The organism is uncultured Paracoccus sp. (assembly GCF_945915435.1).
In the GTDB taxonomy this organism is placed as follows: Bacteria; Pseudomonadota; Alphaproteobacteria; order Rhodobacterales; family Rhodobacteraceae; genus Paracoccus.
In genome coordinates, this window is the sequence record NZ_CAMEFG010000004.1 from 83038 (window position 1) to 107620 (window position 24583).

26 protein-coding genes are annotated in these 24583 nt (G+C 65.5%); 14 read left to right on the top strand and 12 right to left on the bottom strand.

The genetic code is table 11. From position 1 onward, the window contains the following. Window positions 1-45 precede the first annotated feature (45 nt). Complete coding sequence (locus tag Q0O97_RS02620; protein WP_294924435.1) at window positions 46-1089, bottom strand: TRAP transporter substrate-binding protein; 1044 nt, start codon at window positions 1087-1089, stop codon at window positions 46-48. 284 nt (window positions 1090-1373) lie between these two features. Between Q0O97_RS02620 and Q0O97_RS02625 the strand changes: the two genes are divergently transcribed. Genes Q0O97_RS02625 through hydA form a run of 3 tightly spaced genes read left to right on the top strand, consistent with a single transcriptional unit; the run spans window position 1374 to window position 4299 of the window. Then, on the top strand, window positions 1374-2141 hold the full coding sequence (locus Q0O97_RS02625; protein WP_294924438.1) for an aspartate/glutamate racemase family protein: 768 nt from the start codon (window positions 1374-1376) through the stop codon (window positions 2139-2141). Window positions 2142-2182: 41 nt separating this feature from the next. Continuing rightward, window positions 2183-2902, top strand: coding sequence for a GntR family transcriptional regulator (locus Q0O97_RS02630; RefSeq protein ID WP_294924441.1), 720 nt, complete (start codon window positions 2183-2185; stop codon window positions 2900-2902). Then, window positions 2899-4299, top strand: a complete 1401-nt coding sequence (gene hydA, locus Q0O97_RS02635; RefSeq protein ID WP_294924444.1) for a dihydropyrimidinase — start codon at window positions 2899-2901, stop codon at window positions 4297-4299. The genes Q0O97_RS02630 and hydA overlap by 4 nt, the downstream gene beginning before the upstream one ends. A 23-nt stretch (window positions 4300-4322) precedes the next feature. On the opposite strand, the gene Q0O97_RS02640 is transcribed toward hydA, so the two are convergent. The 3 genes from Q0O97_RS02640 to Q0O97_RS02650 form a co-directional block, all read right to left on the bottom strand. Continuing rightward, the gene (locus Q0O97_RS02640) at window positions 4323-5345 is read right to left on the bottom strand and encodes a hypothetical protein (protein WP_294924447.1); all 1023 of its coding nucleotides are present in this window, start codon (window positions 5343-5345) and stop codon (window positions 4323-4325) included. A 71-nt stretch (window positions 5346-5416) separates the two neighbouring features. Next, window positions 5417-6097, bottom strand: coding sequence for a transferrin-binding protein-like solute binding protein (locus Q0O97_RS02645; protein WP_294924450.1), 681 nt, complete (start codon window positions 6095-6097; stop codon window positions 5417-5419). Window positions 6098-6157: 60 nt separating this feature from the next. Continuing rightward, window positions 6158-7066: a MurR/RpiR family transcriptional regulator gene (locus Q0O97_RS02650; RefSeq protein WP_294924453.1), complete on the bottom strand. Its 909-nt coding sequence runs from the start codon at window positions 7064-7066 to the stop codon at window positions 6158-6160. A gap of 92 nt (window positions 7067-7158) precedes the next feature. Here Q0O97_RS02650 and Q0O97_RS02655 point away from each other — a divergent pair, with 92 nt between their 5' ends. From Q0O97_RS02655 to Q0O97_RS02685, 7 genes are read left to right on the top strand one after another with little or no spacing between them, the layout of a single operon-like run. Next, a complete protein-coding gene (locus tag Q0O97_RS02655) occupies window positions 7159-7899 on the top strand; it encodes an N-formylglutamate amidohydrolase (RefSeq protein ID WP_294924456.1) in 741 nt (246 codons plus the stop codon). Further along, window positions 7899-8435: a TRAP transporter small permease subunit gene (locus Q0O97_RS02660; RefSeq protein ID WP_294924459.1), complete on the top strand. Its 537-nt coding sequence runs from the start codon at window positions 7899-7901 to the stop codon at window positions 8433-8435. The genes Q0O97_RS02655 and Q0O97_RS02660 overlap by 1 nt, the downstream gene beginning before the upstream one ends. After that, window positions 8432-9757: a TRAP transporter large permease subunit gene (locus Q0O97_RS02665; RefSeq protein ID WP_294924462.1), complete on the top strand. Its 1326-nt coding sequence runs from the start codon at window positions 8432-8434 to the stop codon at window positions 9755-9757. Before Q0O97_RS02660 ends, Q0O97_RS02665 begins: the two co-directional genes overlap by 4 nt. Before the next feature lie 23 nt (window positions 9758-9780). Next, window positions 9781-10821: a TRAP transporter substrate-binding protein gene (locus Q0O97_RS02670; RefSeq protein WP_294924464.1), complete on the top strand. Its 1041-nt coding sequence runs from the start codon at window positions 9781-9783 to the stop codon at window positions 10819-10821. Between the two features lie 53 nt (window positions 10822-10874). After that, on the top strand, window positions 10875-12236 hold the full coding sequence (locus Q0O97_RS02675) for a glutamine synthetase family protein (RefSeq protein WP_294924467.1): 1362 nt from the start codon (window positions 10875-10877) through the stop codon (window positions 12234-12236). A 19-nt stretch (window positions 12237-12255) separates the two neighbouring features. Further along, window positions 12256-13644 (top strand): aldehyde dehydrogenase family protein, encoded by a 1389-nt coding sequence (locus tag Q0O97_RS02680; protein WP_294924469.1) that lies wholly within the window; start codon window positions 12256-12258, stop codon window positions 13642-13644. After that, window positions 13641-14786, top strand: coding sequence for an iron-containing alcohol dehydrogenase (locus Q0O97_RS02685; protein ID WP_294924472.1), 1146 nt, complete (start codon window positions 13641-13643; stop codon window positions 14784-14786). Before Q0O97_RS02680 ends, Q0O97_RS02685 begins: the two co-directional genes overlap by 4 nt. A 15-nt stretch (window positions 14787-14801) precedes the next feature. On the opposite strand, the gene Q0O97_RS02690 is transcribed toward Q0O97_RS02685, so the two are convergent. The 3 genes from Q0O97_RS02690 to Q0O97_RS02700 all read right to left on the bottom strand — a co-directional run bounded on the left by Q0O97_RS02690 (window position 14802) and on the right by Q0O97_RS02700 (window position 17058). Next, on the bottom strand, window positions 14802-15980 hold the full coding sequence (locus Q0O97_RS02690; protein WP_294924475.1) for an NAD(P)/FAD-dependent oxidoreductase: 1179 nt from the start codon (window positions 15978-15980) through the stop codon (window positions 14802-14804). A gap of 75 nt (window positions 15981-16055) precedes the next feature. Further along, entirely contained in the window at window positions 16056-16481 is a 426-nt protein-coding gene (locus Q0O97_RS02695; protein ID WP_294924478.1) for a phosphohydrolase, read from the bottom strand. A gap of 25 nt (window positions 16482-16506) precedes the next feature. Next, complete coding sequence (locus Q0O97_RS02700; RefSeq protein ID WP_294924481.1) at window positions 16507-17058, bottom strand: type 1 glutamine amidotransferase domain-containing protein; 552 nt, start codon at window positions 17056-17058, stop codon at window positions 16507-16509. Window positions 17059-17241: 183 nt separating this feature from the next. On the opposite strand from Q0O97_RS02700, the gene Q0O97_RS02705 reads away from it, so the two are divergent. The 3 genes from Q0O97_RS02705 (at window position 17242) to Q0O97_RS02715 (ending at window position 19878) form a co-directional block, all read left to right on the top strand. Continuing rightward, window positions 17242-17721, top strand: coding sequence for a hypothetical protein (locus tag Q0O97_RS02705; protein ID WP_294924484.1), 480 nt, complete (start codon window positions 17242-17244; stop codon window positions 17719-17721). Between the two features lie 82 nt (window positions 17722-17803). Further along, the gene (locus Q0O97_RS02710; protein ID WP_294924487.1) at window positions 17804-18358 is read left to right on the top strand and encodes a DUF2585 domain-containing protein; all 555 of its coding nucleotides are present in this window, start codon (window positions 17804-17806) and stop codon (window positions 18356-18358) included. A 113-nt stretch (window positions 18359-18471) separates the two neighbouring features. Continuing rightward, window positions 18472-19878, top strand: a complete 1407-nt coding sequence (locus Q0O97_RS02715; protein ID WP_294924490.1) for a hypothetical protein — start codon at window positions 18472-18474, stop codon at window positions 19876-19878. Between the two features lie 84 nt (window positions 19879-19962). Here the strand turns inward: Q0O97_RS02715 and Q0O97_RS02720 are convergent, their stop codons facing one another. The 5 genes from Q0O97_RS02720 to Q0O97_RS02740 form a co-directional block, all read right to left on the bottom strand. After that, complete coding sequence (locus tag Q0O97_RS02720) at window positions 19963-20604, bottom strand: hypothetical protein (protein WP_294924492.1); 642 nt, start codon at window positions 20602-20604, stop codon at window positions 19963-19965. A 121-nt stretch (window positions 20605-20725) separates the two neighbouring features. Then, on the bottom strand, window positions 20726-21544 hold the full coding sequence (gene ehuA, locus Q0O97_RS02725) for an ectoine/hydroxyectoine ABC transporter ATP-binding protein EhuA (RefSeq protein ID WP_294924495.1): 819 nt from the start codon (window positions 21542-21544) through the stop codon (window positions 20726-20728). Next, window positions 21541-22215 (bottom strand): ectoine/hydroxyectoine ABC transporter permease subunit EhuD, encoded by a 675-nt coding sequence (ehuD, locus tag Q0O97_RS02730; protein ID WP_294924497.1) that lies wholly within the window; start codon window positions 22213-22215, stop codon window positions 21541-21543. The genes ehuA and ehuD overlap by 4 nt, the downstream gene beginning before the upstream one ends. Window position 22216: 1 nt before the next feature. Further along, window positions 22217-22882 carry an ectoine/hydroxyectoine ABC transporter permease subunit EhuC gene (gene ehuC, locus Q0O97_RS02735; RefSeq protein WP_294924500.1) on the bottom strand — a complete coding sequence of 222 codons (666 nt, stop codon included), beginning with the start codon at window positions 22880-22882 and terminating at the stop codon, window positions 22217-22219. A gap of 64 nt (window positions 22883-22946) precedes the next feature. After that, on the bottom strand, window positions 22947-23795 hold the full coding sequence (locus Q0O97_RS02740) for a transporter substrate-binding domain-containing protein (protein ID WP_294924503.1): 849 nt from the start codon (window positions 23793-23795) through the stop codon (window positions 22947-22949). A 283-nt stretch (window positions 23796-24078) separates the two neighbouring features. On the opposite strand from Q0O97_RS02740, the gene Q0O97_RS02745 reads away from it, so the two are divergent. Beyond that, window positions 24079-24573: a MarR family transcriptional regulator gene (locus tag Q0O97_RS02745; protein ID WP_294924506.1), complete on the top strand. Its 495-nt coding sequence runs from the start codon at window positions 24079-24081 to the stop codon at window positions 24571-24573. Window positions 24574-24583 lie beyond the last annotated feature (10 nt).

Sequence of the window (24583 nt, forward strand, 5' to 3'; positions counted from 1 at the left end):
AAGACCCTTGTTGAGGGGCGCGCCCCAAAAAGGCGCGCCGTCGCGTCAATCGATCCGCAGCCCGACAGCGGCACCGGCGGTTTCGTTCCAGATTTCCGAACATTGGGGATCGACGGCGTTGCAGGTCTGTTTCCAGATCGGCAGGACCGTGCTTTCGGCGATCTCTTTCAGCCGCTCGCGGTCGGCGTCGGTGACTTCGACCATCTGCAATGAGAACTTGCGGTAGTCCTTGCATTCGTCCTGCCCGGTGTTGCAGGCGTCGGCGACTGCGCTGGCGTTGATGGCCAGATCCCACATCTGTTCTTCCAGCCTTGCGAATTCGGCCGTCAGCTTTTCCTGTTCCTCGGGCGAGAAACGGTTCCAGGCATCCAGGCTGATGAAATGCCCCTGAACCGAGCCGGAGACCGACATCGGCAGGTAATGGGTCGTCACCTCGGGCAGGTTGGCGGCATTGCCCGAAGTGGGCGAAGTGACCCCGCAAGAGGCCACGCCGCGTTGCAGGGCAGGATAGACCTCGGACAGTTGCAAGGTCACGGGGGTCGCGCCGAAGCTTTCCAGCATCGCCGACATGGACGGGGTGAAGGACCGCACCTTCAGCCCGCGCAGGTCGTCCGCGCTTTCCAGCGGATGGTTGCAATAGAACACCTGCGGACCGAAGGGCCACAGCGTCAGCACCTTGGCGTTGAAGCGTTCTTGCAGGCGCTGATCGAAAGGCTCGCGATAGGCATCGACGACCTTGCGCAGCGTCTCCATGTCCGGGGCGACGCCGATCAGGTCGATCCCCTCGAAGAACGGATCGTCGCGCGAAGCCATGCCGATCTGCACCGACATCACGTCGAACGATCCGCCGCGCAGCATCCGCAGGGCGTCGGGGGCCTTCACGCCGACGACATCCATCGGGTTGTAGTTCATCGAGATGCCGACGCCCGACGCCTCGCCCAGACCGTCGAAAAAGGCGCGCTCGATGGCAACCTGACTGACATTTTGCGAAAAATTGCCCGCGACACGCAGGGGCGTATCGGCGGGGGCCAGGGTGGCGCCTGCAAGCAGCGCCATGCCGGCGGCTGCAAGGGTATGCGACAGTTTCATGTTTCGATCCTTCCCTGTTTTGCATTCATTTTGATGTAAAAGCCGTTTTGATCGAGTGTTGCGGATTCATATCTTCATTGCAAGAAAGAATGATCGATCCTGCTGAAAACTCGCGCATCATCAGGAAGGAGTTCAAAATATGATCTACAAAACAGCAATTTAATAAGATGCACGCCAGCGCCTCGACCATTCGAAAGGCAGACGAAACCCACATCTCGGACTTGCATTCAAAACGAGAACTGCCCTATCCTGCGCGTGAACAGGAATTTTCCCGGATAAAATGAATGCAAAACAACAGGCAGATCGGGCTTGCGATGCTCACCCCTTCCTCGAACACGGTCGTGGAACCCTATACCAGCGCGATGGCCTGGCCATTGTTTCCCGACGTGACCGTGCATTTCGGCCGTTTCCGCGTGACCAAGATCGCACTGGACGAAAGTTCCGACGATCAGTTCTCGCTTGAGCCGATCCTGGCGGCGGCGGACCTGCTGGCCGATGCCAAGCCCGCGATCATCGCCTGGAACGGCACCTCGGCAAGCTGGCTGGGTTTCGACACCGACGAACGGCTTTGCGCCGCGATCACCGAACGCACGGGCATTCCCGCGACCAGCGCGATTCTCAGCCTCAACGCGCTGCTGGCCCGGATGGGGGTGAAGCGGCTGGGGCTGGTGACGCCTTACACGCAGGACGTGCAGCAGCGCATCATCGCCAATTACGCGGCCATCGGCATCGAGACCGTGGCCGAGCGTCACAGCGGGCGGTCCGACAACCATTCCTTCGCCGAGGTGAGCGAGAACGAGATCCGCGAGATGTGCCTCGACGTGGCGCAGGCCCGCCCCGACGCCATCGCCATCGTCTGCACGAACATGCGCGGCCCGCTGATCGCGCCCGAGCTTGAGCGGCAGACCGGCATCCCGGTCCTCGATTCGGTGGCCTTCACCCTGTGGGGTTGCCTGCGCGAGACCGGCGTGCCGATGCAGAAACTGGCGGGTTACGGGCAGATGTTCGCATCAGGGGACGATGACGGATTGCGCGCCGTCCCGTCCCGGTGATCATATCGGGGGCATTGGCAAGAATGGGAGGCCCGCCGATCATGCTGCGACCCGTCGGAACCGAAACCGAGACGCCGGAAAGCGCGGCCACGCTGCACGATCTGGTCGTCGGGCAGTTGCGCAACATCCTGCTGGAGGGCGAATTCGCCGCCGGCCGCCGCATCCCCGAGGCGCAGCTTTGCGCGCGCTTCGGCATCTCGCGCACGCCGCTGCGCGAGGCGCTGAAGGTCATGGCCGCCGAGGGGCTGGTGACCTTGCGCCCCAATCGCGGAGCGGTCGTCACCCCCATTGACGTCACCGCCATCGGCCCGATCTTCGAATTGAAGGGCGCGCTGGAGGGGCTGATCGGCGCCCTTGCCGCCCTGCGCGCCGATGATGCCGCCATGACCGCGCTTGAGCAGCATCACCACGCGCTTGGCGAGGCGCTGGCCCGCCGCGACCAGAACGCCTATACGCGGCTCAACTATGCCTTCCACCAGCTTCTGGCGCAGGCCAGCGGCAACGCGCTGCTGGCGCAGAACTACGAGGCGCTGCAACAGAAGATCTGGCGCTACCGCTTTGCCGTCAACGAATTCGACGAGCGGCTGGCCACCTCTTACCAGGAACACGAACATATCATGATCGCCCTGCGCGCCCGCGCGCGGCTGGACCTGGCCGAGCGGCTGCAAGAACACAACCGCCTGACGGGCGAGGCGATGATCCGCACCTTTGCCGAAATCGCCGAGCAAAAGCCCCGAGGAAAGAAGGAGAAATCAGCATGACGCGCTTCGACACGATCATCGCGGGCGGCCGCGTCTCGACCGCCTCGGACACGTTCGACTGCGATATCGGCATCCGCGACGGGCGCATCGCCGCGCTTGGCCACGACCTCGGCACGGCGGATCAGGTGATCGACGCGACCGGCAAATGGGTCCTGCCCGGCGGGATCGACAGCCATGTCCATATCTCGCAGCCTTCGGGCGAGGGGATCGTGATGGCCGACGATTTCGAAAGCGCCACCCGTTCCGCCGCGCTTGGCGGCAATACGACGGTGCTGCCCTTCTGCCTTCAGGAAAGCGGCGTGCCCCTGCGCGAAAGCCTGAAGGACTATCATGCGAAGGCCGAGGGCAATTGCCATACGGATGTGTCCTTCCACCTCATCATCTCGGACCCGACCGATCAGGTTCTGGGGCAGGACCTGCCCGCGCTGGTGCATGAGGGCTATACCTCGTTCAAGGTCTTCATGACCTACGAAGGGCTGGCGCTCAGCGATCTGGAGCTGCTTAAGGTGATGGCTGTCGCGCGCGAGACCCGCGCCCTCGTCATGGTCCATGCCGAGAATTACGACGTCATCCGCTACCTGACCGACCAGCTTGAGCAGGCGGGCAAGACCGCGCCGCGCTTTCACGCCACGTCCCGCCCCGTCATCGCCGAGCGCGAGGCGACATATCGCGCGATCTCGCTGGCCGAACTGTCCGAGGTGCCGCTGATGGTCGTCCACGTCTCGAACCGCGAGGCGATGGAGGAAATCCGCCGCGCCCGGCAGAAGGGCCTGAAGATCCTGGGCGAAACCTGCACCCAATACCTGACCCTGACCGAGGACGATCTGGAAGGGCTGAACATGGAGGGGGCGAAATACGTCTGCTCGCCCCCGCCGCGCGACCGCGAAAGCCAGGATGCCTGCTGGGAAGGGCTGCAACAGGGCGTGTTCGACCTGTTTTCGTCGGACCATTGCCCGTTCCGCTACGACGATCCGCAGGGCAAGCTGGCCCCGAAGGGCCGCACCAGTTTCCGCTGGGTCCCGAACGGCATTCCGGGCGTGGGCGCGCGGCTGCCGATCCTGTTTTCCGAAGGGGTGATGAAGGGGCGCATCGACATCAACCGCTTCGTGGCGCTGACTGCGACCAACCACGCCCGCATCTACGGCCTTTACCCGAAAAAGGGCACGATCGCGGTCGGCGCTGATGCCGATATCGCCCTCTGGGACCCCGAGGTAAAGCATCGCCTGACCCATGCCATGCTGAACGACGGCGCGGATTATACGCCCTACGAGGGGATGGAACTGACCGGCTGGCCGGTGCTGACCATGCTGCGCGGGCAGGTCGTGATGCAGGACGGGGCGCTGACCGAAACCCGCGCAGGCACCCATGTCGCGCGCGGCATCAGCGGTCACGCCTGAACAATGGGCGCGGTCGTTCCTGGCTAGAACGAAAAGCCCGTCACGCTGAAGCCGATGTCGATGCCCGATTCGTCGAAGCTGTCATTGGTCGAGTCCTTGTATTCGTAGGACCCGTGGAGGCTGACGCGGTCCGTGATCTTTCGCGTGATCCCGACCCTGTAGATGTCGTCCTTCCGGGTGGGATCGAAGAAATCGCCTCCCACCCTTTCACTGTAATAGGCCGACAGGGTGGTCGGCGCACCCAGCATGATATTCGCGTAAGACCCCGTGACGATGGTTCGGGGCAGCAAAACGCCGTCGATGGTTTCCCCGCGCTCAAGGCCGAACCTGAACACCCCGCGGCCTGCGAAGGTTCCGGTCCAGTCCACGCGCGCCCTGCTCTGCCAGGTGGAATTGTCCTGGACACGCGAGAAGGTCCCGGACACATCGTGCAGGTGGCTTCCGCCCTGTCCGAAAAGCTTGCCCGCGGTGAACGAGGCGATCTTGACGTTCCCGGTGCCAAGCGCGCGCTTTTCCTCGTTCACGAGATAGGTGGCGTTCAGATAGGTCCAGTTCTGGGTGGTGTGGTCGAGGCTCAGGAAGCCGGTGGTGTCGAACACCTCGAACCTCTTGCCGATGGCGCGCTGATATTCCGAACGCGCCCCCAGGGTCAGCGTGGTGCCCTTGGCCAGACCCAGCGAAACCCCGCCCGAGACGGCACCCCCGATGGTGACCGCCTTCCGGGCTTCTTCCACGGAAAAGGGCAGGCCCCAGATATGGATCGTGCCGTTCCTGAAGCCGTTGTTGACATTGCGGTCATATTTCAGCACCGGCGCGAAGGTCAGGCTGGTCCCGACAAGATAGGGCAGGCTTTCGCGGTCGGGGTTCAGGGCAAGCTGATCAGCCAGGCGAAATGCGGCGGTGGCGGCGCCCCGCGGCCTTTCTTCAAGAATGCCCCACAGTAAGGACCGCGTGTTTCCGAACTCGACAAGCAAAGGGATCACGCTTTCCGCCCCGGCGGCGGGTGACCACAGGCACAGGCAGGCAAGCAGGCTGATGGAACGCAAGCGCGCGACCTCTTTCAGCATGACCGGGCTGGACGGGAAACGCGCCCGGCCCGCCCATGTCGGTGTCGTCCCTACCTTTCGGCAACCAGGCCGCCCCGATAGTTCTCACCCCCAATCGTGAGGTTCCGGAAGTTACCTCTGAGCAGTTCGGCGTCCGAGCCAATGAATTGGGTGTCCATTCGCCCGTTGACTTGGGATGGCGTCCCATCAAGGTTGAGCGATCCCATCACATCCGCATTATGGTAAGTATTGGCGCCGGGCAGGCCGGTACCGTTTCGAATCTGCATGCTCCCCTCAATCCGCTGGTTCTGATCGTCGCGGAAATTGGTGAGTTCGCCCGATATATTCCTCGCGCCAAAGTCTGCTGTCAGTTCAGCCTGTGCAACCAGAGTGGCTTCGGACATGGCTGGCCTGGCAAACCCATCACCTGCCACAAAGCCTGCTACGCCGCGATAAGTGCCCGTTCCGCTAGTCGGCATCGTGGTGGTGTGCGACTGCAGAGCCGCAATCCTGTCTTCAATCCTTTCGCCGTGAGACACCATCCCGGCCAAGCTGTCGGGCACCGGACCACCACCGCCACCCGGACCGCCGTTGCCACTGCTGCCACCCCCGCTGCAAGCGGTCAGAAGAACTGCGGATGCTGCGAAAACGATGGCCGTATGGGATCTCACGGGTCTCTCCGAATCAGAAATTGAACAATATGTTTCAAGGGTATCCACCTCGTCCAGATGAGTAAACGACCAATTCGGCATCGGCGGAACCTGTCGCCATGACCACCGCACGGCCCCGACCGCCACGCGCAGGGGCGCGGCTCAGCCCTTGCCGCGCCGGAACAGGCTGGCGCGTTCGTAAAGCGCCTCAAGCCGGGTCATGCGGTCCTGCGCCTGCGGCCAGTTCAGTTCCTGCACCGCCGCCAGCAGGGTTTCGACCAGCACCAGCAGCGCGGAACTGCTGTCCCAGGCCGAGGGCACCTCGATCTGCGCGGCAAATCGGAAACGGGCGTGGGGCGCGATCGGGCTGATCCAGGGATCGGTGATCAGCACGACCTCGGCGCCCTGCTCGACCGCCATTTCGGCCATTTGCGGCGTCGCGCTTTCGTAACGGCGGATGTCGAACACGATCAGCACATCGCCGGGCCGCATTTCCAGCAGGGCCGAGGGCCATGCGCTGGACTGGCTGGGCAGCGCCGACACCCCCGGCCGCACGATCCCCAGTTGCGTCACCAGGTAATCCGCCAGCGCATGGGTGATCCGACCGCCCGTCACCAGAACCCGGCGCTGCGGATCGGCCAGCATCCGGGCGCAGGCGTCGAAATCGGCGTGGTCGATCCGGCCAAGCGTCCGCGTCAGGTTGGCCAGCACGGCATCGGCGAAACGGTTGAGGATATGGGTCTGCGGCACCCCGTCCGTCCAGCGCGCGTGCTTGGACAGCGGCGATTCCAGCCGCGCCTCGATCTCGTCGCGCAACTGGGCCTGGAACTCGGGATAGCCGCGAAACCCCAGCTTCTGCACCAGCCGCAGGACGGTGGGCGTGGACACCCCCGCCTCTTTCGCCAGGTAGGTCATCGAGGCCAGCCCGGCGACCGGAAAGTTCCGCGTCAGGTGCCCGGCCAGCAGGCGTTCGGTCGGGGTCAGGGCGCCGAATCGCTGCGACAGGCGATCCTCGATCGTGCCCGAAATGTCAGCATCGCGTGAAATCGGAAGCCCTCCTGTTGGCAGCATGTTCGTAACGATCTTAACAGGAAAAAACTATCCTGAAAAATAATTGACAGAACCGGCCCGGCTGTTTCAACCTGAACGTCGAAGGAGTGGGCATGTCCGATCAAGCATCCTTTTTCCGGGTCGAGAACGTGGAAGGCCGCGGTGATGCGGTCATCGTCTGCGAACATGCCTCGAACGACCTCGGCGGGGCGGACGATGCGCTTGGGCTGAGTGCAGAGTTACGCCACGCCCATATCGCATGGGACCCCGGCGCGCTTGGCGTGGCGCGGGGACTGGCCGCCGCGATGGACGCGGTGTTGATCCACGCCACCGCCTCGCGCCTGATCTACGACCTGAACCGGCCCCCCGATTCGCCGGGCGCAATGCCCACGCGCAGCGAATCGCACGATGTCCCCGGCAACCGCCACCTGACCGCGACACAGCGGCAGGGCCGGACTGCGGCGCATTACGTCCCCTTTCACGCGGCACTGTTTTCCCTGCTGGCCCGCAGGCTGGCCGGTGGCAGGCCGACCGCGCTGATCACCGTCCACAGCTTTACCCCCGTCTATTTCGGCGCCCGACGCGAGGTCGAGTTCGGCATCATCCACGACGCCGACGACCGGCTGGCCCGCGCGATCCTGGCCCGCGACACCGGCCTGCTGAGCCGGCTGAACGACCCCTACAGCGCCGCCGACGGGGTGGCGCATACGCTGGCCTTGCACGCCACGCCCCTTGGGCTGGCCCATGCGATGCTGGAAATCCGCAACGACCTGATCGCCACCCCGCAGGCGCAGCGGGACATGGCCGACCGGCTGGCCCCGGCGATCCTTGCCGCCGTGAAGGAGTGTCTGTGATGCCGAAATGGACGATATGCTACGTCAGGGGCGTCGAGGCGCTGAATTACCGCCTTGGCCGCGTCGTCATGTATCTGCTGTTCGTGATCATGGGCATCCTGCTGTGGTCGTCCTTCAGCAAGGTGATGCGGGTGCCGTCGCTGTGGACGCTGGAGATGGCGCAGTTCACGCTGGTCGCCTATTACCTGCTGGGCGCGCCCTATGCGATGCAGCTTGGCGCGAATGTGCGGATGGACCTGTTCTATGCCCGCCTGCCGGTCAGGCGACAGGCGATCTGGGACATCGTCACCATCTTCTGCCTGCTCTTCTATCTGGGCGTGATGCTGTGGGGGGCGGTAGACAGCACCGCCTACAGCCTGCGGATCAACGAACGCGCGCCAAGCGCATGGCGGCCGCCGTTATGGCCGATCAAGATCGTCATCACGATCAGCTTTGCGCTGATGATCCTGCAAGCCATCGCCCACCTGCTTCGCGACATCGCCATCCTGCGCGGCGTCGAGATCCCCCACCCCTTCCCCGGCGAGGTCAACAGATGAGCTACGAATGGATCGCCATCCTCATGTTCTCGACCATGCTGCTGATGATGATCACGGGGCAGCGGGTCTTTGGCGCCATCGGCTTCGTCGCGGTGGTGGCGGCGCTTCTGCTGTGGGGACCGGGCGGCACCGACATGGGCTTTTCGGCGGTGATGAAGGTGATGCGCTGGAACGCGCTGCTGACGCTGCCGATGTTCGTCTTCATGGGCTATGTCATGTCGGAATCGCGGCTGGCGGACGATCTCTATCGGATGTTTCACGTCTGGTTCGGGCCGCTGCCGGGCGGGCTGGCCATCGGCACGGTACTGCTGATGGTGATGATCTCGGCCATGAACGGGCTGTCGGTGGCAGGCATGGCCATCGGCGCGACCATCGCCCTGCCCGAACTGGTCAAGCACCGATACGACAAGCCGATGATCTCGGGCGTCATCCAGGCGGGGTCCAGCCTTGGCATCCTGCTGCCGCCCTCGGTCGTGCTGGTGCTGTATTCGCTGATCGCGCGCCAGCCGGTCAGCCAGCTCTGGCTGGCGGGGATCGGGCCGGGGCTGCTGATGGCGGCGCTGTTCATCGTCTATATCCTGATCCGCACCGCGCTGAACCCCTCGCTGGCGCCCCCGATGCCGCCCGAGGAACGCGCGGCCATCACATGGCCCCAACGCTTCCGCCTGCTGCGCGCGGGCATCCTGCCGGTCGTCATCTTCGCCGCGATGATCATCCCCTTCGTCAAGGGCTGGACCTCGCTGACCGAAAGCAGCGTCATCGGCGCGGTCTCGGCGGTGATCGCGGCGGTTGTGAAGGGCCGCTTCACCCGGCAGGTGTTCGAGGTGGCGACCCGCCAGACGCTGGCGATCACCTGCATGTTCATGCTGATCATCATGGCCGCGCTCAGCTTCGGGGCGGTCTTCGACGGCCTTGGCGCGGGCCGCGCGATCGAGCGGCTGTTCCTGGGCGAGATGCAACTGACCCCCTTGCAGGTGCTGCTGATCATGCAGGCGTCATTCCTGATCCTGGGGATGTTCCTGGACGACACCGCGATGCTGGTGATCGTCGCGCCGATCTATGTCACGATGGCGCGCACCCTGGGCTTTGACCTGGTATGGTATGGCATCCTCTACACGATCACCTGCCAGATCGCCTATCTGACGCCGCCCTTCGGCTACAACCTGTTCCTGATGCGCGCGATGGCACCGCGGGACTTCACGCTTGGGGTGATCTACCGCTCGGTCTTTCCCTTCGTGATGATCATGCTGCTGACGCTGGGACTGGTCATCGCCTTCCCCGGAATCGCCATGTGGCTGCCCCATTCGATCTACGGACAATAACAACCGACAAGGAGGTAACGACGATGAAAACGACCAGACGGAACCTGTTGACCAGCGGCGTCGCCGCAGCCGGGGCCAGCGCCCTTGCCGCCCCCGCCATCGCGCAGGGCGCGCCCCTGAAATGGCGGATGCAGACCTATGCGGGCGTGGCCCTTGGCGAACATGTCTGCAAGCCCGCCGTCGATGCCTTCAACCGCATCGCCAACGGCGAGATGGAGATCGAACTTTACTATGCCGACCAGATCGTGCCCACGCCCGAACTGTTCCGCGCGATGCAGAACGGCACCATCGACGCGGTGCAGTCGGATGACGACAGCATGGCCTCGCCGACCGAAGTGACGGTTTTCGGCGGCTATTTCCCCTTCGCGCTGCGCTATTCGCTGGATGTGCCCGCGCTGTTTCACCACTACGGCCTGGATGAGATCTGGAAGGAGGAATACGCCAAGCACGGCATCCAGCACATTTCGGCCGGGTCGTGGGATCCGTGCAACTTCGCGACCAAGCAGCCGATCAACAGCCTGGCCGACCTGCAAGGCAAGCGCGTCTTCACCTTTCCGACGGCGGGCCGGTTCCTGGCGCAATTCGGCGTCGTCCCCGTCACCCTGCCGTGGGAGGATATCGAGGTCGCCCTGCAAACGGGCGAGCTGGACGGCGTGGCGTGGTGCGGCATCACCGAGGATTACACCGTGGGCTGGGCCGAGGCGACGGGCCATTTCCTGACCAACAGCATCTCGGGCGCATGGATCGGCCATTTCTTCGCCAATCAGGGCCGCTGGGACGAGGTGCCCGACCACCTGAAAGAGGCGATGAAGGCCGTCTTCGACCAGTCGCACTATTATCGCCAGCACTGGTATTGGGCGGGCGAGGCGCAGTTGCGCGTGGGTGGCGACAAGATGACGCTGACCACCATCCCCGCCGAGGAATGGGCCACCGTCGAGGCCGCCGCGCGTGAGTTCTGGGACGAGATCGCCGCGGAATCCGAGGTCAAGGCCCGCGTCGTGGCCCAGATCAAGGAATATAACGAGGCGATGGAAAAGGCAGGCCCGCCCTATCGCTATTCGTGATCCCTGCGACCGGGCGCACCCGCTGGCGGTGCGCCCCCTGACCGGAGCCATTCATGCCCGCCAACCTTACCCTCGATGCCCTGAAACAGGCGGTCCAGGCCGGTGAGATCGACACCGTGACCGTCGCCTTCGCCGACATGCAGGGCCGCATGATGGGCAAACGCTTCCACGCGGCCCATTTCCTTGAAAACCACGACGAGACGCATTGCTGCAACTACCTGCTGGCGACCGATCTGGAAATGAACACCGTGCCGGGCTATGCGGCGGCAAGCTGGGCGACGGGTTACGGCGATTACGTGATGAAGCCGGACCTTTCGACCCTGCGCCGCCTGCCCTGGGCGCCGGGAACGGCGCTGTGCATGTGCGACCTTCTCGATCACAGGACGCACGAACTGGTCCCCCACGCCCCGCGCAGCGTGCTGCGCCGCCAGATTCAGCGCGCGCAGGCGATGGGTTTCCAGCCGATGATGGCGACCGAACTGGAGTTCTACCTGTTCGAACAATCGCTCAAGCACCATTTCGACAATGGTTATCGCAGCCTTGTCCCGACCGCGCGGCACAATGTCGATTACGCCCTGACCGGCACCTTCGCGGACGAACCCGTAATGCGCGAGTTGCGCAATGGCCTTTACGGCGCGGGCATCCCCGTCGAGAACTCGAAAGGCGAGGCCAACGCCGGCCAGCACGAGATCAACGTGAAATATTCCGACGCGCTGGACACCTCGGACATGCATGTGTTGGTCAAGGCCGCGACCAAGGAGATCGCGGGCCAGCATGGGCTGTCAGCCACCTTCCTTGCCAAGATCGCGCAGGGCCATGCAGGCTCGTCCAGCCATGTGCATCAGTCGCTGTTTCGTGACGGCGCCAACCTCTTTCACGACCCGGACGCCGAACATGGCATGTCCGGCCTAATGCGGCACTATATGGCCGGGCAGTTGGAACATGCGCGCGAGCTGACCTGTTTCCTTGCGCCCTATGTCAACAGCTACAAGCGTTTCGTGACCGGGCTTTTCGCGCCGACCAATGCGATCTGGTCGGTAGACAACCGCACGGCGGGCTTCCGCGTCTGCGGCGACCATACCAAAGGGGTGCGCGTCGAATGCCGCATCGGCGGCTCGGACCTGAATCCCTATCTGGCCTGCGCCGCGCTGCTGGCCGCCGGGCTGGACGGGATCGAGCGCAAGCTGGAACTGGAACCCGAATTCACCGGCGACGCCTATGCCGCCCAAGACGCGCGGCAGGTGCCCAAGACCCTGCATGAGGCCGCCGATGCGCTGGACGGATCGGCCATGCTGCGCGCGGCGATGGGCGACGGGGTCGTCGATCACTACACCCACGCCGCCCGATGGGAGGTCGAAGAATTCAACCGCGCCGTCACCGATTGGGAACTGTCCCGCGGCTTCGAGCGCGCCTGACCCCGCACATGAGGAACGAATGAGCAAGACCATCACCCTGACCTCGCCGGTCAACGGCGAAACCCTGATCGAACGGCAGGCACTGGACGCGGATCAGGCCCGCGCCGCCGTTGCCCGCGCCCGCGCCGCCCAGCCCGCATGGGCAGCCCTGCCGCTGGCCGAGCGCATCGCCCGCCTCCGCGCCGGGATCGAGGCGCTGGGTGCCATGAAGGACCAGGCCGTGCCCGAACTGGCCGACCAGATGGGCCGCCCGGTCCGCTATGGCGGCGAGTTCGGCGGCGTCAACGAGCGCGCGGGCCATATGCTGGACATCGCGCCCGAGGCGCTTGCCCCCACCGTGGTCGAGGACAGCGCCGCCTTCACCCGCCAGATCCGGCGCGAGCCGGTCGGCGTGGTCCTTGTCGTCGCGCCCTGGAACTATCCCTTTCTGACCGCCGTCAACACGGTCGTTCCCGCGCTGGTGGCGGGCAATGCCGTGATCCTGAAACACGCCAGCCAGACCCTGCTTGCGGGCGAGCGACTGGCCGATGCGCTGCATCGCGGCGGCGTTCCCGCCGATGTCATGCAGAATGTCGTCCTCGACCACGGCACCACTGAGTCACTGATCGCGGAGCGCAGCTTCGGCTTCGTGAACTTCACCGGCTCGGTCGCCGGTGGCCGGGCGATCGAGCGCGCGGCGGCGGGCACCTTCACCGGCGTCGGGCTGGAACTGGGCGGCAAGGACCCCGGCTATGTCCGCGCCGACGCCGATCTGGACGCGGCGGTGGACGGGCTGATGGACGGCGCCATGTTCAACAGCGGGCAATGCTGCTGCGGGATCGAGCGGATCTATGTCCACGAAAGCCTGTATGACGCCTTCGTGGCCAAGGCCGTCGATTGGGTCAATGCGCAGAAGCTGGGCAATCCGCACGACCCGGAAACGACGATGGGACCGATGGCGCATCGCCGCTTTGCCGATCTGATCCGCGCGCAGGTGGCCGAGGCGGTGGCCCAAGGCGCGCGGCCCCTGATCGACCCCGCGCATTTCCCCGCCGACGACGGGGGCGCCTATCTGGCGCCGCAGGTTCTGGTCGATGTGACCCACGACATGCGCGTGATGCGCGAGGAAAGCTTCGGCCCCGTCGTCGGCATCATGCCGGTCTCGGGCGACGCCGAGGCCATCCGGCTGATGAACGACTGCGACTATGGGCTGACCGCCTCGATCTGGACCGCCAACGCCGTTGCCGCAACTGAGATCGGCAGCCAGCTTGAAACCGGCACGGTCTACATGAACCGTTGCGACTATCTGGACCCGGCGCTGTGCTGGACCGGCTGCAAGGACACCGGGCGCGGGGCCGCACTGTCGAACCTTGGCTATCTGGCCGTGACGCGGCCCAAATCCTACCATCTGAAAAAGGTGCAGAAATGACACCCCAAGCGAACTGGTCCTATCCGACCGCGATCAAATTCGGCGCGGGCCGCATCGGTGAACTGGCGCAGCATTGCAAGGCCACGGGCATCGCGCGGCCGCTGCTGGTGACCGACAAGGCGCTGGCGGGCCTGCCGATCACCGCCGCCGCGCTGGACATCCTTGACGCGGCGGGCCTTGGCCGCGCCGTCTTTTCCGACGTCGATCCCAACCCGCATGAGGGCAACATGCAGGCCGGAATCGCCGCCTATAATGCGGGCGGGCATGACGGGGTGATCTGCTTTGGCGGCGGCTCGGCGCTGGATCTGGGCAAGATGATCGCGCTGATGGCGGGACAGACCGTATCCGTCTGGGACCTTGAGGATATCGGCGACTGGTGGACCCGCGCCGATGCCGATGCCATCGCACCGATCATCGCGGTGCCGACGACGGCGGGCACGGGGTCCGAGGTCGGGCGCGCGGGCGTGCTGACCAATTCGGCCACGCACAAGAAGAAGATCATCTTCCACCCGAAACTGATGCCAGCCGTCACGATCTGCGACCCGGAACTGACCGTTGGCATGCCGCGCTTCATCACCGCGGGCACCGGCATGGACGCCTTTGCCCATTGCCTTGAGGCCTATTGCAGCCCCCATTACCATCCCATGTCGCAGGGCATCGCGCTGGAGGGGCTGCGGCTGGTCAACGAATACCTGCCCCGCGCCTATGCCACGCCGGACGACCTTGAGGCCCGCGCCAACATGATGAGCGCGGCGGCAATGGGCGCCGTCGCCTTCCAGAAGGGGCTGGGCGCGATCCATTCGCTGTCCCACCCGGTCGGCGCGGTCTATGGCACGCATCACGGCACGACGAATGCCGTGGTCATGCCGATGGTGCTGGACTTCAACCGCCCCGCCATCGAGGACCGGCTGGCCCGCGCCGCCGATTACCTTGGCATCAGGGGCGGCTTCGACGGCTTTCGCGCGCGGGTGATGGAGTTGCGCAGCGAACTCGCCATCCCCGGGAACCTGACCGAACTGGGCGTCCAGTCCCAGCGTCTGGACGAATTGACAGAAATGGCGCTGGAGGATCCAAGCTGCGGCGGCAACCCTGTGGAAATGACGCGCGAAAACACCCGCGCGCTGTTCGAAAGCTGCATGTAGGCCGGCCGGGGGCCTTTACAGAAACCCCTCGCCCGCCAGAGGGCGCAGCAGGTCCCCGGCGACAAGGCGCGACAGCATCGGCCGGATCACCGGCCATGTCGCCATCGGTGCCAGCAGGCCGTCGCGGATGCGGGGCAGGATCCGGCTGTCGGACTGATACATCGGCGTCAGCAGGGCGCTGAATGCCTGGTAACTGAAGATATGCCAGCGCCGCATCCGGGCATAGGCGGGCAGCGCCTCGTCCAGCGGCTCGCGCAGGGCAAGGGTCAGCGCCAGGGCGTCCAGCAGCGCCATGTTCGCCCCCTGCCCCAGTTGCGGGCTGGCGCGATGGGCGGCATCGCCGATATGGGCCAGCGCCTGCGCATAGGGCCGCCGCAGCGTGCCATGCGCATAGCGGGCAGGCGTCATCTGGTCGTTGCGGGTGATCGTCGCCAGAAAGGGCGCGATCTCGGGCCACAGCGCCGTGGCCTCGGCCTTCCAATCGTTCAGCGAGGCTTCGGGCCAGCGGGTCAGCCCGGCGGTCGGCATCGACCAGAAGACCGCCGTGATCGGGGTGGGGTCGTCGGGCAACCGCCCGATCGGCAGCACGCCCACCATGCGATCCGCGCGGCGGTAGCGCTGGCGCAGGTGATCGCGCGCGAAACCCGTGCCCTCGGGCCAGGGCACGGTTCCCCAAATCGCGCCATAGGGCAGGATCCGCGCCGCCAGCGGCGACAACCGCGACCCGGCCCCCGAAGCATCCACGACCAGATCGAAGGGACCGAAGCGCCGGCCATCCTCAAGCGCGACATGGCGGCGGGCGCGATCCAGCGGCGCGGCGGCAACGCTGGCCGAGGTCACCACGCCGATCCCCGCCGCCGCGATCCGCGACCACAGCAGCCCGAACAGGCTGGCGCGATGGAACGCCCGCCCCGGCGCGCCCGTGGGATAGCCGACATCCAGCACCCGCCGCCCGGTTCCGGCCCCATCGCCATACATCCGCAGGATCGGGCTGGACAGCGCCCGCGCCTGCGTCCCCAAGCCCAGCAAGTCCAGCACCGCAAGGCCGACCGGCTGGATCACCAGCCCCGAGCCGACCGGGCGCGGCGCCTCGAAACGCTCGAACAGCGTGATATTGTGGCCGTCGGCGGCAGCCAGCAATGCCGTGGCAAGGCCCCCGATCCCGGCTCCGACAACGGCGATATCCAGTTTCATGGCGGCGGTCATTCCAGACCGGGACCGGAAAGGCAAGCACCGGGCGATGGCCCGGCCTCAACCCGGCGCGGGCTTTCAATCCGGCAAGGCGCCGAGGATTTCCAGCGCCTGGCGGTATCTGGCCATGCGCCGCCGGTCGGCCTCGGTGGGCGAAGCGATACGCGTCATGTCCAGGTTGTCGCGCAGATCGGCGATCTTCACCACGCGGGCAATCCCGTTTCGTCCGGCACGGCGCACAAAATCCAGGTAATCCTCGCCCTCGCGGCGGGTGACGGCATCCAGCGCGATGGCCAGATCCTCCGGCAGGCCCGCGGCGCGCAGGGAATCCAGCGTCCAGTCGCTGTCCTCGACCACGTCATGCAACACCGCGACGATCCGCTGCGCCTCACCCGGACAGGCTTCCATGACCCGCAGCGGATGCAGGATATAGGGCTGGCCCGCCTTGTCCGTCTGCCCCGCATGCGCAGCACGCGCGATTTCGATCGCCCGGCGAATATCCATCCGCGATCCCCTTTCCCGGCCAAGGCTACCCCTGCCCGCCGCCGCCCTCAAGCCCCGCCACGATGGCATTGCAGAACGCATCGAGATCTTCGGGGCTGCGCGAGGTGACAAGGGGGCCGTCGATCACCACCTGGCGGTCGGACCAGTCGCCGCCCGCGTTCACCAGATCCGTGCGGATGGATTTGTAAGAGGTCACCTTGCGCCCCCTGACCACATCCGCCTCGACCAGCAGCCAGGGGCCGTGGCAGATGGCGGCGACGATCTTTCCGCCGTCATGGAAGCGCCGCACCAGATCGACCGCCCCGGCCTCGGTCCGCAGCTTGTCGGGGTTGAGCTGGCCGCCCGGCAGCACCAGCGCGTCGTAATCCGAGGCATCCGCCGAGGACAGGGCCAGGTCGGCCTCGACCACCTGGCCCCAGTCGCCATCCTGCCAGCCCCGGATGGCGTTGCCGTCCGGCGAGGCAAGTTCGACCGTCGCGCCCGCCTCGCGCAGCCGGTCGCGGGGAACTTCCAGTTCGGATTGCTCGAACCCGTCGGTGGCAAGGATCAGGACCCTCGCATCGGCAATCTTCGGCATGTCGTATTCCTTTCCTTGTGCTTCGCACCGTGTGGCGGCGCGGAAAGGACAACCGCGCAGGATGCGGGATGTTCCTGCCTTGCCTGCCGAACTGCATGCGCCGCCCGCAAGCAACGACGCGCGACAAGGCGGCGATACCGCGGTAACCTTGCGGGCGACGACAACCCCGACACGAGGTCCGCCATGCGTTTCGCCCTTTCGTTCTGCCTTCCCCTCGCCCTCGCGGCACCGGCCCTGGCCCAGGCGCAGGCCGATGCCTATATCGACGATCGGTCCTCAGCCGAGCGGGTGGTGGTCTCGCTTTACAACGCCATCAACCGGCAGGAATACCTGCGCGCATGGAGCTATTTCCAAGAGGACACCGCGCCGCCGCTGGATGATTTCCGCGAAGGCTATGCCGAAACCGAACATGTCGAGCTGCGCATCGGCGAGGTGCAGACCGAAGGCGCGGCAGGGTCGATCCATTCGCTGGTGCCGGTCGCCCTGAAGGCGACCAGCCCGGACGGGACCGAAACGGTCTTTACCGGCTGCTACCGCCTGACGCAGGTCCAGCCCAGCGCGCAAGAGACGCCGCCCTTCCGCCCGATCCAGATCGACGGCGGCACGCTGGAAGAAAGCGGCGCGCCCTTCGACCAGGCAATGGGCCGCTGCGACACGCCCTGAACCGCAGGGCTGGCCCTGCGCCTTGCCAACCGCTATGCCACGCCGGACGGGCAAGGACGGCCCGGACAGGACAGGGCAGACGATGCGGCGTTTCATCCCCCATATCCTTACCGCCCTGATCGTTGCGGGCGCGGCGCTGTGGCTGCTTGCGGCGGGGCGCGAACCGATCTGCACCTGCGGGCAGGTCAAGCTATGGCACGGCCAGACCATGAGCGCGGAAAACTCGCAGCATATCGCGGATTGGTATACGCCTTCTCACCTGCTGCACGGAATCCTCTTTTACGGGCTGCTGTGGCCGCTCGCGGGGCGGATGTCCTTCGGCTGGCGGCTGACCATCGCCACGCTGATCGAAGCGGCATGGGAAATCGTCGAGAATTCCGACCGCATCATCGAGCGTTACCGCGCCGTCACCATCTCGCTGGATTATTACGGCGACAGCGTGGTGAATTCGGTGGCCGACATCCTTGCGATGATCGCAGGCTTCTGGCTGGCGCGGGTGCTGCCGGTCCGGGTCTCGGTCGCGCTGGTGCTTGGGTTCGAGCTGCTGACGCTATGGATCATCCGCGACGGGCTGGCGCTGAACGTGCTGATGCTGCTGTGGCCACTGGACGCGATCCGCGACTGGCAGGCGGGTTAGGCGGCGGCGCGGCGCTTGCCATGACGACGGCATGCCCCCTGCCCCGGTGGCCCACGGCCAGCGCGCACGAAAATGCCGTTGCCCAGATGGGCGCCGCGGAATAAGCCTTGCCCATGTCCAGCCCCCAGACCCGCACCGACCCCGCCGGTTTCCTTCCGCTTGCCGCCATGCTGTCCGGCGTCGCGCTGGCCTATACCGACTCGCCCGTGGCAGCCGCGCTCTCCATCGGCTTCGCTGCGGCGACGATGGCGGTCTTCGCCCTGCGGGTGGCCCCGTCGCGCCAGGTCTTCGTCCTGATCGGCCTGCTTCTGATCGCCTGGGCCGCCGCCACGCGCAGCGACTGGATCCAGGGCAGCATCGAGGCCGCACAGCGCGGCACGCTGGTCATCACGCTTTTCGTTGCGCTAAGCGCGATCCGCAGCGCGGCGACGACCTCGCCCGACATCCTGGAATGCGGCCGCTTCCTCGCGCGCCAGCGGCCCGGCCTGCGCTATATCGCGCTGACGATGGGCGGGCATCTCTTCGGGCTGATCCTGCTTTACGGCTCGATCTCGCTTCTGGGCACGCTGGCCGCCGAAAGCGCCGCGAAGGAAACCGATGCCGAGCTGCGCAGAAACCGCATCCGGCGCATGATGGTGGCGATCCAGCGCGGCTTCGCGGCGACCCTGTGCTGGTCGCCGCTGGGGCTGTCGATGGCGCTGACGCTGGCGATCGTGCCGGGCGCAAGCTGGACCGCCGCCATCCTGCCCTGCCTCGTCAGCGCGGCGCTGCTGTTGTCCCTGGGATGGGGGCTGGATGCGATCTTCAAGCCGCGACTGTCCAAGGCCCCGCCCCCCCGCGCGCCCGAGACCGAGCGATGGTCCACCCGCCTGCGCCCGCTGCTGGGCCTGCTGGCGGTGGTGATGCTGACGGTCGCCGCATTGCACCTTGCCACCGGCATCTCGATCATCGGCGGCGTCATGCTGGCGGTCCCGGCCATCGCGGTCCTGTGGATCGCCACGCAGCCCCGGCCCCGCGGCATGTCCCGCATGGGCTGGACCGGCAGCCGCATCGTGCAATTCGTCACGCGCGAACTGCCCGGCTACCGAAGCGAGATCATCCTGCTTTTCATGGCTGGCTTCATCGGCAGCATGGGGGCCTATATGCTGCTGCCCATCGTCACGGCGCAGGGGCTGGACATGCAGTCGGTCCCGCCCCTGCTGATCCTGGTCGCAATGGTCTGGATCATGCCGCTGACCGGACAGATGGGGATGAACCCGATCCTGGCGGTGTCACTGCTGGTGCCGCTCCTGCCCTCGCCCGTCCAGATGGGGGTGCCGCCCGCCGTGGTGGTCACGGCGATCACCGGAGGCTGGGCGCTCAGCGGCACGACCTCGCCCTTCACGGCCTCGGTGCTGATCTCGGCGGCATTGTCGCGCGTGTCGCCGCGACAGGCGGGCATCGGCTGGAACGGGTCTTATATCCTGGTGGGCGGAATCGCCCTCTCGGCATGGGTGGTGATCCTCGCGCTGATCCTGTGACCACGTTCACGCCGGCACGAACGCCGCCCGCGCGCGGAAAATCCCTTTCTTCATCACCCAAATACCCACGGCCCGGCCCCGCAATCAGCCCGCCCTTTCAGACAGGGGCGCGGCATTGCCCGCCACCGGCGGCAGCACCCCGCCGGACCGGCTTGCCGCGCGGCCAGCCAGCCCCGCGACGGGCAAGGCGCGGGACATCACCTCGACCCGGCCCTGCGATTCGTTCCAGCGCAGATGCCACGCCCCTGTTGTTCCTGATTTGTTCTTGAACATCTCCCACCGCATCACCCCCGAACCAAAGGCGGGCGCGCAATGCCAGCGCGTTTCCGCCGCGACCGAACCCATGCCCCACGGGATCAGGCACAGGCCCGTCGTTCCCCCCGCGCTGGCGGCAAGCTGCAAGCGGCGGCCTTCGCGCAGGGACAGGGGCCGCGTGATCTCGACCACCACGCTTGCCAGCGCGCCGTCCTTCAACGCCTCTTCCGCGACGGCAAGGGTGGCGGTCTCATCGGGGGTGCGCGCCAGCAGCAGGCGCTCGGGCGGCAGGATCGGCGCAAGGGCCTGGGGCAGCAACCCGTCCCGCCGCCAGCCGGGCCTGATCCACATGAGATTGCCGCCACGCATCGCACAGGTGATGGCGGCAAAACCCCAGGCCAGGGGTCCCTCGGCCTCATGCACCCGCGCGGGACGCAGGGGAAGGGGCAAGGAACGGATCGGATCGGTCATGGCGCGGCACAGGGGAAAACGAATGGAAGGGGGCGGCCGGATCATCCTCGACTCGGAACCCGTCGGGTCCGCAGTCTTGGACGGCGGCCCTTTCATGTCAATGCCCCCTGCCCTACGGGTCTCAGATCGCCTCGTTCACGGCGGACAGGAATTGCTGCGTGCGCTCGGACTGCGGGTTGCCGAACAGTTCCGACGGCGGGCCTTGTTCCTCGATTCGGCCATTGTGGAAAAAGCAGATCCGGTCCGAGATGTCGCGCGCAAAGCCCATCTGATGCGTCACCATCAGCATGGTCAGGTTGTGCTTGCCGACCAGCTTGCGGATCACCTCGGTCACCTCGCCGGTGACTTCGGGGTCAAGCGCGGATGTCACCTCGTCGAACAGCATCACCTTGGGCCGCATCGCCAGCGCGCGGGCGATGGCCACGCGCTGCTTCTGACCGCCCGACAGCCGCGCGGGATATTCGTCGCGCTTGTCGATCAGCCCGACCATTTCCAGCAGTTCCTCGGCCCTTTCGCGGGCGGCATCGCGCGACAGGCCAAGGACGTGGATCGGGCCTTCGGTGCAATTTTCAAGCGCCGTCATATGCGGGAACAGGTTGAAATGCTGAAAGCACATGCCGATGTTGGCCCGTTCGCGCCGCAGGTGGCGGCGGTCGGCGGGCACCAGCAGATCGCCCTTGGGCATATGGGTCAGGGGATTGCCATCGACATAGATCACGCCCTCGTCGATGGTTTCCAGTGTCATCAGCATGCGCAGCACCGTGGTCTTGCCCGAACCCGAAGGGCCGATGATGGTCACCATCTCGCCCTCGGCCACGTCGAGGTTCAGCCGGTCCAGCACTTGCAGGTCGCCGTAGCTTTTCGAGACATCGGCAAAGCGGATCATCGGACGGTCGGGACCATCCAGCGTCAACGGATAGCCGGTCAGTTCCTGTTTCATTTCACAAGTCCCAATTTGCGCCGCAGCCGGGTTTCGGCCCGCCGGACCAGTTCCGCCAGCGGCAGCGATATGCAAAGAAAGATCAGCCCGACCAGCGTGAACGGTTCAAGGAAGCGATAGGTTTCCGTGCCGATGGCGTTGGCGGTATGCATCAGTTCGGCCACCCCGATCACCGACAGCATCGGCGTATCCTTGAGAATGCCCACCAGGTAGTTGCCCATGCCCGGAATGCAGTTCGGCAGGGCCTGCGGCAGGATGATGCGGCGATAGCAATGCGCCGTGCCGAGGTTCAGGGACGTCGCCGCCTCCCACTGGCCCTTTTCGACGCTTTCCAGCCCGCCGCGATAGACCTCGGACAGATAGGCGGCGTAATGCAGCCCGATAGCGATCATCCCCGCGGTCCAGGGCGACAGGCGCACCCCGAATTGCGGCGCGACGTAAAAGACGAAGAAGATTTGCAGGATCAGCGGGGTCGAGCGGATGAATTCCACGAATTCCCGCGCGATCAGGGTCAGCACCCGCCAGGGGGTGCGCTGCGCCAGCGCCAGCACAAGGCCAAGAACCATCGCAATCAGATAACCGATCAGCGCGGCCAGCAGGGTGTAGCCCGTCGCCTCGATCAGGCGGGGAAGGATTTGCAGGGTGAAGTCCCAGCTCCAGTTGCCGCCCATGTCACACCCTTCCCATGCGGCGGGCGACGAAGCGTTCCAGCCAGCGCATGAAGGGCGTGATGCCAAAGCGCGCCAGGACGTAATAGATCACCAGCGCCGTGCCGAAGACCTGCGCCGAAAGATAGGTCGTGCCGTTGATCTGGCGCGCCGCGAACATCAGGTCGGCGACCGAGATCATCGCGACCAGCGCCGTGCCCTTCAGCACCTCGATCATCAGGTTGCCCCAGGCGGGCAGCATGATGACCAGCGCCTGCGGCAGGATGATGCGCCACATGCGCCGCGCGGGGGACAGGTTCAGCGCCACGCCCGCCTCCCACTGGCCGCGGGGGACGGATTGGATCGCGCCACGCACGACCTCGGCCCCGTAGGCGCCAAGGTTCATGCCGACAGCGACGAAACCGGCGGTGAACTTGTCGATGGTCAGCCCGAACAGCGGCAGGACGAAGAAGATCCAGTAAAGCTGGACCAGAAGCGAGGTGCCGCGAAAGATCTCGATATAGACCGTCGCCAGCGCGCGCACGGGCCGCAGGGGCGAGATCTTCATCATTCCGAACGTCAGGGCGATCAGCACCGCCAGCAGGGCGGCAAGAATGGTCTGCTGGATCGTTACCAGCGTTCCGTCCAGCAGCCTTGGGCCGTGGGCGGAAATGAACTCGGGATAGGTCACGCAGGTTTTCCCTGATCGTTGACGAGGGACGCGGGCCTTCTTGCGTCAGAGGCCCGCGTTGGCATCAGCGGTTCTGGCAGACCCATTCGGCGGTCTGGCCGGTCGGGATGTTATCCGGCCCATAGCCGTATTCCGCGACCTCGGCCATCATCGCATTGCTGCCCAGATAGCTTTCCTGCGCCTGATTGAAGGCATCGACGAAGTCCTGATCGTCCTTGCGGAAGGCGATCGAGGCCCAGTTGAGCGTCCATTCGGGCAGTTGAGTGACGTCCGAAACCTCGAGATCGTCGCGGTCCTCGGTCATTTCGATGGCGGTGAAATGGGTGACGCCCCCGGCATCGGCACGACCGGCCTGCAAGGCAGCAAGGATCTCGGTCGGGCCGGGCACCTGCATGATCTGGCCGTCGGGCACGCCTTCGCGCCGCGCGATCTCGACCTGGTTGTAACCGGCGCCGGTCACGAAGACGCCATCCTGGTCGATCAGGTCCTGATAGGTGTTGATCCCCTTGGGATTGCCGGCAGGGACGATGAAGGCATCCCCCGCCATCAGGAAGGGTTCGGAAAAGGCGACGTTCTCGCAGCGGCTGCCCATGATGTTCAACCCGCCGGTCACGATATCGACGCGACCCGCATTCAGCGCGGGGATCAGCCCGCCCCAATCGGTCACGACGACCTCGATATCCTCATGGCCCATCTCGGCCAGCAGCCCCAGGGTATAGGCGTTGACGAAGCCCATCGGCTCGCCATTGTCGCCGGGATAGGCAAAGGGGGCCTCGTTGGCAAAGCCGATGCGGATGGGCTGGCCTGCCTCGATCCGGTCGGTCAGGGGACCGGCGACGGCGGGCGTCGCAAGCGCCACCAGGGCGGCGCTGGCAAGGAATTTCCTCAGTCGGGCGGATGATCTTACTGACATCAGGGGTCCTCTCCTTCTTGTGCCGCGACGCTTGCCGACCGTGCTGGCCAACCGATGCCGCTTGACGGCACGACAGATTTTCCGGCTGTGATACTTAGTATTGGCTAAACAATTTCCTGTCAACGACAGGCGAATTGAACGGCACACTGATATTCTTTCGCCGGGTTCTGTTCATAACAGGCGCGAAAACGTGATTTGGTTCCCGTGATCGTTAGCTTTCCCTAAATGTCGCGGGGCTTGCTTCCGCATGATCGGCAGCACAGATAGTTGACCAGAGATCACGATGGATGCGGTTATGGACGGCAATACGAAACTGGCCTTTTCGGCGATGCGGCGCATCCTGCGCAGCACCGAGACCCAAGCCAGGGCGCTGATGACCAGGACGGGGCTGACGCCCTCGCAACTGGTCCTGTTGCAGAAGCTGGACGGGACAGAATTGACGGCAAGCAGCCTTGCCGCGCGCCTTGGCGTCAGCCAGGCGACCATGACCGTCATGATCCAGAAGCTGGAGGCCCGCGGACTGATCGCACGCCGCCAATGCAGTCTGGACCGCCGCCGCAGTTGGCTGTCGCTCAGCCCCCTGGGGCAGGATGCGCTGCGCGGCACACCCGACGGGTTGCAGGAAAAATTCGCCTCGGAATTCGGCAAGCTGCAAGGCTGGGAACAGATGGCCATCGTCTCCAGCCTGATCCGCGTTGCCGATATGCTGGATGCCGAGCCTGACGCCGCGCCGCTGATCGATTCCGCCCCCAGCCTGACCACCCTTCCCGAAGCCTGAACCCTGCCCC

Excerpts from the sequence above, each read along its gene's own strand:
- ehuD (WP_294924497.1), bottom strand. The coding sequence starts at position 22,215 with ATGGGCGGCAACTGGAGCTGGGACTTCACCCTGCAAATCCTTCCCCGC.
- Q0O97_RS02715 (WP_294924490.1), top strand. The coding sequence starts at position 18,472 with ATGTCCAGCCCCCAGACCCGCACCGACCCCGCCGGTTTCCTTCCGCTT.
- Q0O97_RS02675 (WP_294924467.1), top strand. The coding sequence starts at position 10,875 with ATGCCCGCCAACCTTACCCTCGATGCCCTGAAACAGGCGGTCCAGGCC.
- Q0O97_RS02745 (WP_294924506.1), top strand. The coding sequence starts at position 24,079 with ATGGATGCGGTTATGGACGGCAATACGAAACTGGCCTTTTCGGCGATG.
- ehuA (WP_294924495.1), bottom strand. The coding sequence starts at position 21,544 with ATGAAACAGGAACTGACCGGCTATCCGTTGACGCTGGATGGTCCCGAC.
- Q0O97_RS02620 (WP_294924435.1), bottom strand. The coding sequence starts at position 1,089 with ATGAAACTGTCGCATACCCTTGCAGCCGCCGGCATGGCGCTGCTTGCA.
- Q0O97_RS02650 (WP_294924453.1), bottom strand. The coding sequence starts at position 7,066 with ATGCTGCCAACAGGAGGGCTTCCGATTTCACGCGATGCTGACATTTCG.
- Q0O97_RS02625 (WP_294924438.1), top strand. The coding sequence starts at position 1,374 with ATGCAAAACAACAGGCAGATCGGGCTTGCGATGCTCACCCCTTCCTCG.
- Q0O97_RS02645 (WP_294924450.1), bottom strand. The coding sequence starts at position 6,097 with ATGCCGAATTGGTCGTTTACTCATCTGGACGAGGTGGATACCCTTGAA.
- Q0O97_RS02660 (WP_294924459.1), top strand. The coding sequence starts at position 7,899 with ATGCCGAAATGGACGATATGCTACGTCAGGGGCGTCGAGGCGCTGAAT.
- Q0O97_RS02700 (WP_294924481.1), bottom strand. The coding sequence starts at position 17,058 with ATGCCGAAGATTGCCGATGCGAGGGTCCTGATCCTTGCCACCGACGGG.
- Q0O97_RS02685 (WP_294924472.1), top strand. The coding sequence starts at position 13,641 with ATGACACCCCAAGCGAACTGGTCCTATCCGACCGCGATCAAATTCGGC.
- Q0O97_RS02690 (WP_294924475.1), bottom strand. The coding sequence starts at position 15,980 with ATGAAACTGGATATCGCCGTTGTCGGAGCCGGGATCGGGGGCCTTGCC.
- Q0O97_RS02670 (WP_294924464.1), top strand. The coding sequence starts at position 9,781 with ATGAAAACGACCAGACGGAACCTGTTGACCAGCGGCGTCGCCGCAGCC.
- Q0O97_RS02705 (WP_294924484.1), top strand. The coding sequence starts at position 17,242 with ATGCGTTTCGCCCTTTCGTTCTGCCTTCCCCTCGCCCTCGCGGCACCG.
- Q0O97_RS02665 (WP_294924462.1), top strand. The coding sequence starts at position 8,432 with ATGAGCTACGAATGGATCGCCATCCTCATGTTCTCGACCATGCTGCTG.
- Q0O97_RS02710 (WP_294924487.1), top strand. The coding sequence starts at position 17,804 with ATGCGGCGTTTCATCCCCCATATCCTTACCGCCCTGATCGTTGCGGGC.
- Q0O97_RS02695 (WP_294924478.1), bottom strand. The coding sequence starts at position 16,481 with ATGGATATTCGCCGGGCGATCGAAATCGCGCGTGCTGCGCATGCGGGG.
- Q0O97_RS02680 (WP_294924469.1), top strand. The coding sequence starts at position 12,256 with ATGAGCAAGACCATCACCCTGACCTCGCCGGTCAACGGCGAAACCCTG.
- Q0O97_RS02630 (WP_294924441.1), top strand. The coding sequence starts at position 2,183 with ATGCTGCGACCCGTCGGAACCGAAACCGAGACGCCGGAAAGCGCGGCC.
- hydA (WP_294924444.1), top strand. The coding sequence starts at position 2,899 with ATGACGCGCTTCGACACGATCATCGCGGGCGGCCGCGTCTCGACCGCC.
- Q0O97_RS02720 (WP_294924492.1), bottom strand. The coding sequence starts at position 20,604 with ATGACCGATCCGATCCGTTCCTTGCCCCTTCCCCTGCGTCCCGCGCGG.
- Q0O97_RS02655 (WP_294924456.1), top strand. The coding sequence starts at position 7,159 with ATGTCCGATCAAGCATCCTTTTTCCGGGTCGAGAACGTGGAAGGCCGC.
- Q0O97_RS02740 (WP_294924503.1), bottom strand. The coding sequence starts at position 23,795 with ATGTCAGTAAGATCATCCGCCCGACTGAGGAAATTCCTTGCCAGCGCC.